The organism is Pseudovibrio sp. POLY-S9 (assembly GCF_001431305.1).
GTDB lineage: Bacteria > Pseudomonadota > Alphaproteobacteria > Rhizobiales > Stappiaceae > Pseudovibrio.
In genome coordinates this window covers 156,372-162,727 of the sequence record NZ_LCWX01000263.1, presented here as the reverse complement: position 1 = coordinate 162,727, position 6,356 = coordinate 156,372, and the positions used below count along the sequence as shown (strand labels likewise).

The window sequence follows — 6,356 nt, the reverse complement described above, 5'->3', positions numbered from 1 at the left end:
ATGCCCATGTCGCACCATCCTTGCAAGAGACCAACAACAGGATCAGTGTGACACTTCTAGATTGATAGATCCTGACACTTTAGCATGGCGGTTACATCAAATGTATGCATAAGGTAGATTATGGAATTACTTGCTATTATTCACTTTCAACACAGTAATAATAAGAATTACATTATTTAAATACTTAATAATCTAGCAGCTAGTTCATACTATGGATGATCATCACCATCACTCAGGCCAAGCAAACGTCTTGCGCGTAAGATCACAGGTGCATCGACCATCTTGCCATCAACAACAAACGCACCTTGTCCTGCTGTATCCTTTTGCTTTTCAAGCACATTCAAGGCCCACTGAACTTCCTCGTCACTGGGTTCAAAGCACGAATTGACCACACTGACTTGAGAAGGATGAATGGCGAACTTGCCGTTATATCCCATGTCGCGCGCATTGCGGGCTTCATCTTCAAGTCCTTCAGGGTCATTGAAGTCTAAATACACGCCATCAATCGCCCAAAGATGGTTCTGAACGGCTGCATTCAGAAGCTGTCCACGTGGCCATACAAGACTGTTCCAGCCCATAGTGCCGCCTGTCTCTGCCGTATAGTCCGCATAGCCAAAAGCCAGTGCATGAAGCGGTGCATGAGTTGAGGCAATCGCTTCTGCGTTAGACAGTCCCGCTGGCGTTTCCAACAACGCGCACACCCGCACCATCTCCTTGCCAGGATGGTCCTGCAGCAGATGGTCCAGTTGCTCCAGATCACGCGGGCTTTCACATTTGGGCAGAAATATCCAGTCTGGCAGGTGCGCCAGGTCCAGCTGGCACAACACATCTTCCAGTCCATCCGGCGTGCTCATCGATGAGATACGAATGCCGATTTCACAGGCCTCATGCTCGCGGATCTCATCTTGAAGGCCGCGCAGCAGATCTCTAGCTGCTAGCTTTTGCTTTTCAGAAACACCGTCTTCAAGGTCAAGCACCACACACCCTGCTCCCGATGCTGTCGCCTTCGGGAAAAGATGGGCTTTATCTGCAGGTAAGAATAACAGGCTCTTCACACCGGAACTCCAACTTAATCCATTGATGCCGTTAAGGCAGAATGTAGATCAGTAACAATTAATTTCCTGAAAATGGATAGGATCAAGCTGACCTCTTTGACGATGGACCCCGGACATAACCGCATGCCTGCAGACCACTTTGATCAGCTGTATCAACAAAAACTGATAAGCGCAGATGAGGCGATAAAAACGCTTGCAAGAGATACAAAGCTGATCACCTTCGGGTGTTATTGCGGAACCCCTCCTCGCCTTACCCAAGCCTTTTGCGAGGCTGCTGCTGCCGGATACTTCAGCAGCACACCAGATGTTTACCTGCTCCGCTCGCGCAAAGAGATTGTCGATCAGTTTTCAAATGTCGATGTCCTCAAACAGATCAAGCTGCTCTGCCCCTTTTTAGGAGGAAGTTTTCGTCAACTTGCTGATCACGCCAAGGAGTTAAGACAGACCCATCCGGATCTGATCATCCCGCATTACCTTCCAGAGCATTTTAGCCTGTATGCACAAGGTGTTTTCTCCCGTCATGGCAAGCCCAATGTGCACTTGTTTCAGGTCTCTCCCATGGACGAGCACGGCTATTTTAGCTTTGGTGTGGATGGCAGCATGTCCATCCCCCTGGCGTTTGAAGCCGGCCAGATCATCGTTGAAGTCAATCAAAACATGCCGCGCACCTTTGGGTCTGGGCTGGTTCATATCTCTCAGGTCTCAGCCCTCATTGAGCACAACAGCGACCTCATGGTCCTGCCGAAGAAACCGACAAGTCCTGAGGACCATAAGATCGGTGAGTTTGTTGCTGAACTTGTACCAGATCACGCTTGCATTCAGCTCGGTATTGGCGGCGTCCCGAATGAAGTGGGCAAACGCCTGAAGACAAAATCTGATCTTGGCATTCACACAGAAATGCTGGGAGATACGCTGTTCGAGTTGATACAGGCCGGTAACGTATCCAATCGGTATAAACAGCTCAATGTCGGGCACACCGTCTTTAACATCGCGCTGTTCTCAAATCTCCACTACTACGCCTATCTCGACAACAACCCCACCATGGCCTGTCATCCAGCGCACTACGTCAACAATCCACACATCATTGCTCAAAATGACCGGATGGTCTCCGTAAACTCCTTCGTGGAGATTGATCTGTTCGGCCAAGTCGCCTCAGAATCCATCAACTGGCGTCAGATTTCCGGCAGCGGTGGGCAGCTGGACTTCGTCCGCGGTGCATTCCGCTCCAAAGAAGGCATTGCCGTGCTCGCTGCCCATTCCACCGCTAAAAACGGCAGTATCTCCAAGATTGTCCCGCGCCTGCAGAACATCGTCACTACCCCGCGCAATGACGTCAGTTATGTGGCTACAGAGTACGGCTGCACCAACCTGTTTGGCATGTCCACCTCAGAGCGCGCCCACGCCCTCATTGAGCTCGCCGCCCCGCAATTTCGCGATGAGCTGCGCGAAGAAGCCAAAAACCTGACCATCTACTAGGCTGAAAGGTGCCCATCATGTATTCAGCCTACGCTCAAATCTCAGAAAATCGCTTTCTGGAGATTTACGGCCTCAACTTCGAAGAGTTCTCCGTGGGCCAGATCTTTCACCATCGTCCCGGCATGACGGTTTCTCAGCAGGAAAATGCAGAGGAAGCGTTGGACACCTTCAATGCCGCAATGCTGCATTATGATGCCCATTACGCAGCGCAGACAGAGTTCAGGAAACCTCTCGTCGTCTCCACGCTGACACTGCAAAAGATCTTCGGCATGAGCTGGAAGACCTTCGCCAGAAAAGACCGCATCACAGCGTTTAAGAACATCTCCATGACTGCGCCCATCTACGGCGGCGACACGCTCTACTGCTGCAGCCAGATCATCGCGGCGCAGGAGAGCGAAGACAAAACCGGCCACGTCACCGTAAAAGCCTCCTGCACCAACCAGGAAGGCGTTGAGGTCGCCAACCTCACATACACCGTCAGCATCTTCAAAAAAGGCAAGCACCCGGTTTGGGGCGACCTTCCTAACTCCAGCAGTAATCCTTGGTTTTTGGCCTATTATCAACGTGAGGATGGGTCCTTGCAGGAAACAACAGGCATCTACTTTGAGGGGTTCGCAGCAGGCCAAATCTTCGAGCACAGCCCGGACATCACACTCCACTCCTCCTCCATGCTCCGTCACGCCGTCCAGACCATGCAATGGCACCCACTCTACCGAGATCATGAGTTCGCCCGCGAGGTCTACGGCAGAGACCGTCTGCCAGCATCAGAACTGCACGTCCTCTCGCTGGTCACCGCCGCCACCACAACCACCTTTGGCCGTGTGGTGGCCAATCTGGGGTGGACCGATACAAAATTGTCTCGTCATTTCTATGCAGATGACCGATTCAAAGTAGAAAGCGAAGTCCTGTCAAAGCGAGAAAGCCGTTCCAGACCAGACCAAGGCATTTTAACCGTAAAAACCGTCGCCCACGATCAAACCGGCACCGAGGCCCTCTCCTACACCCGCACCCTGCTCGTCTACCGTCAGGGCGGAGGTCCATACGCAGCCGCTGGCTATTGATCCCACACCACATTCTCCTATGATGCAAACTCGTACAGGAGATCAGTAACACGTGGGCCTAACCCTCATCGACAAGACCACTTGGCAATTGGAAGCAGCCAATAACAATGCGAACCTTTATCGGCATATGTTTGAGGCCCATGGCATTCCTTATGAGTGCTCCAAGGAGCTGTTTCACACCACTGTACCGCCCGTTCCGTTTTACTCCAGCATCATAACGCACCTTCCGGCAACAAAACCTGAGCTGATCAATAACCTCACACGCACTGCAACCTTTGATCTTTATGTCAAAGACAGCTTTGCAGATAAGCTATTCGATGCCTGCTGGTTTCACCTCACTGAAACGGTCATAGAAGACACGTCAGGCTGGGAGCAGGTAAAAACGGCTCAATAATTGGAGCATTGGGAGACAGCATGGAAGGCAAGCGGCAACCTGACAGACCGGCGAATGTTTCCACCTGCTCTTCTCACCAATCCGAACATAACCTTCTGGGGCTTTGGGAAGGCGGGAAAGTACACCAAGGGCTTCATCGGCAACAACTCTGATAACTCCACTGGCCTCTCCAACTTCTTTGCAGCTGCATTGTCCCCCCAAGATTTCAGACAAATGGCGAGCCTGTTGCAAGCATGGCAACCATCAAAATCCATAGTCGGGTATGCACGCGATGAAACGCTCCACTGTGCCATGCAGGCAGGCTTTGAAAGCTGCGGAAACCTGACAGTCTGGGTCAAACCATTCTCATCAAGTTGAGCTCTCGTGCGAGCAACAACACCCAATCGCTCAAACTTTCATCAAACACCATTGCCTCCTGCAACAAAATGTGAGGCGTAAACAATTGTTTCCATTGTCGTATTTCGTCATCACACCCGCAGAAATTTGGTCACAATTCGCGCCTACCTCTCCTGTGCAACATATCATTTCAGGAGAAAAGCCATGGCCATCGAGGTTTGGCTGACTTACGTCCTCGCCTGCACCATCTTACTCATCATTCCCGGACCAACGGTCCTTATGGTCTCCAGCTATGGCATCAGCCAGGGCCTGAGGGCCGTTGTCGCCTCAGCTCTTGGTGTGAGTTTGGGAAGTATCTTGCTGATCTCGGTCGCATTGGCCGGGCTCGGCGCAGTCATATCAACCTCCGCACTGCTCTATGACATTCTGCAATATGCGGGAGCGACATACCTCATTTATCTGGGCGTCAGCATGTGGCGCAGGAAATCTATCCTCAAAGACCAGATGGAGATTGTGGCAACGACCCGCCTGCAAATATTCAGAGATACGTTTCTGGTCTCAGCCTTCAACCCCAAAGACATGCTGTTCTTCGTCGCCTTTCTCCCGCAATTTGTAGAGGACACGATTCCAGTCATTCCGCAGTTTATATTGCTGGGAACAACCTTCGTGATCCTCGGTGGCATCAACACCATGTTCTGGACCTCCATGGCAGGCAGTTGCAGTGCCATGCTCACCGGAGGCAAATGCGCAAAACGTCTCAACAGGATCGGAGGCACCGGTCTGCTGAGTGCCGGGCTATTCATCGCGCTGTCAGGAAAGTTTCCATAAAACTCATAGACAGGGGCAAGAACTCAAAGTCTCACCAGTATTTCTCAAAGGCTGACCTCTACCCAAACAGCATCTACATGGGTAAGCTTCTTATCTGCTGCACACTTTGAGATATCAGCTCAAAGCCTTTCAACTCATCACCTGTTCATGATCGATCAGGCCTTTCCGGAGAACACCATGGCATTTGAAACATGGATCGCGTTTGCCGCGTCAAGTATCCTACTGCTGATCATTCCCGGTCCAACCGTCCTGATGGTCATCAGCTACAGCCTCAGTCAGGGCAAGCACGCCGCAGTAGCCTCCGTCACCGGAGTGATGCTAGGGGACCTGTTTGCAATTACAGCAGCTCTTGCTGGCCTTGGAGCCCTGCTGGCAACTTCCGCTATGCTTTTCCAGATCATGAAATACATCGGCGCAGCCTATCTGATTTACATTGGCATTAAGATGTGGCGCAGCAATTCCGGCCCATCCACACAAGTTGAGATGCCACAGGTTCCGGCACTGCAGATCTTCAGAGACACCCTGCTGGTCACCACCTTCAACCCAAAGGGCATGCTGTTTTTCGTGGCGTTCCTGCCTCAGTTTGTTGATCACACCCAGCCCGTGCTGACCCAGTTTTTCATTCTGGGCCTCACTTTTGTTACGCTTGGTGGCATAAACACAGTGTTCTGGGTATCCATGGCGGGCGGATTGCGCAAAGTCGTCAACGGACCAAGCACACTCAAGCGCCTCAATAAGGTCGGTGGCACCGGCCTTCTGGGCGCCGGTATTTTCACCGCTTTGTCTGGCCGCGTGAGCTAACAAAAAAGCCCGGAACATCCGGGCTTTTCACAATCTATCGAAGAAGTGTTTTCAAGGCATCCGCCACGATAATCGTAGCTGCCTTGAGATCCGACAGTTGCAGATGCTCATCCGCCCCATGGGCATTGGCTTCCAGAATGGAACGCGGTCCTGCACCATAAAGCACTGTTGGAATACCGGCCTCAGCATAATGGCGGGCATCGGTGTAAAGCGGAGCGCCCGTGCTTTTTAGCTCAATGCCCAAAACCTCTTTGGCAGGCCATTTCAACGCTTCCACCAGCTTTTTTGCACCCGGCAACTCGCGCAGCGGCTCAGCAATCATAATGCGCCGACACTCCACCTCAACACCGCAATCTTCTGGTACCAAAGCTTCAATCAGCTCAATCAGCTGCTCTTCCACCTGTT

At 51.8% G+C, this 6,356-nt stretch carries 8 protein-coding genes; 6 read left to right on the top strand and 2 right to left on the bottom strand.

The annotated features are described in order from the left end of the window. Positions 1-209: 209 nt before the first annotated feature. Positions 210-1,055, bottom strand: a complete 846-nt coding sequence (locus PPL9_RS30935) for a CoA ester lyase (RefSeq protein ID WP_208989749.1) — start codon at positions 1,053-1,055, stop codon at positions 210-212. A 72-nt stretch (positions 1,056-1,127) separates the two neighbouring features. Between PPL9_RS30935 and PPL9_RS30930 the strand changes: the two genes are divergently transcribed. From PPL9_RS30930 to PPL9_RS30910, 6 genes are all read left to right on the top strand, one after another. Then, positions 1,128-2,531 carry an acetyl-CoA hydrolase/transferase family protein gene (locus PPL9_RS30930; protein ID WP_208989748.1) on the top strand — a complete coding sequence of 468 codons (1,404 nt, stop codon included), beginning with the start codon at positions 1,128-1,130 and terminating at the stop codon, positions 2,529-2,531. Between the two features lie 17 nt (positions 2,532-2,548). Continuing rightward, the gene (locus PPL9_RS30925) at positions 2,549-3,592 is read left to right on the top strand and encodes a MaoC family dehydratase (RefSeq protein ID WP_057466302.1); all 1,044 of its coding nucleotides are present in this window, start codon (positions 2,549-2,551) and stop codon (positions 3,590-3,592) included. Positions 3,593-3,644: 52 nt separating this feature from the next. Continuing rightward, positions 3,645-3,986 carry a hypothetical protein gene (locus PPL9_RS34000; protein WP_208989747.1) on the top strand — a complete coding sequence of 114 codons (342 nt, stop codon included), beginning with the start codon at positions 3,645-3,647 and terminating at the stop codon, positions 3,984-3,986. A gap of 54 nt (positions 3,987-4,040) precedes the next feature. Beyond that, positions 4,041-4,343 carry a hypothetical protein gene (locus tag PPL9_RS33995; RefSeq protein WP_208989746.1) on the top strand — a complete coding sequence of 101 codons (303 nt, stop codon included), beginning with the start codon at positions 4,041-4,043 and terminating at the stop codon, positions 4,341-4,343. A 183-nt stretch (positions 4,344-4,526) separates the two neighbouring features. Further along, entirely contained in the window at positions 4,527-5,150 is a 624-nt protein-coding gene (locus PPL9_RS30915; RefSeq protein WP_057466301.1) for a LysE family translocator, read from the top strand. Positions 5,151-5,327: 177 nt separating this feature from the next. Continuing rightward, on the top strand, positions 5,328-5,951 hold the full coding sequence (locus tag PPL9_RS30910; RefSeq protein WP_057466316.1) for a LysE family translocator: 624 nt from the start codon (positions 5,328-5,330) through the stop codon (positions 5,949-5,951). A gap of 34 nt (positions 5,952-5,985) precedes the next feature. Here the strand turns inward: PPL9_RS30910 and PPL9_RS33990 are convergent. Continuing rightward, on the bottom strand, positions 5,986-6,356 hold a 371-nt coding region (locus tag PPL9_RS33990), incomplete at its 5' end, for a M20/M25/M40 family metallo-hydrolase (RefSeq protein WP_208989745.1).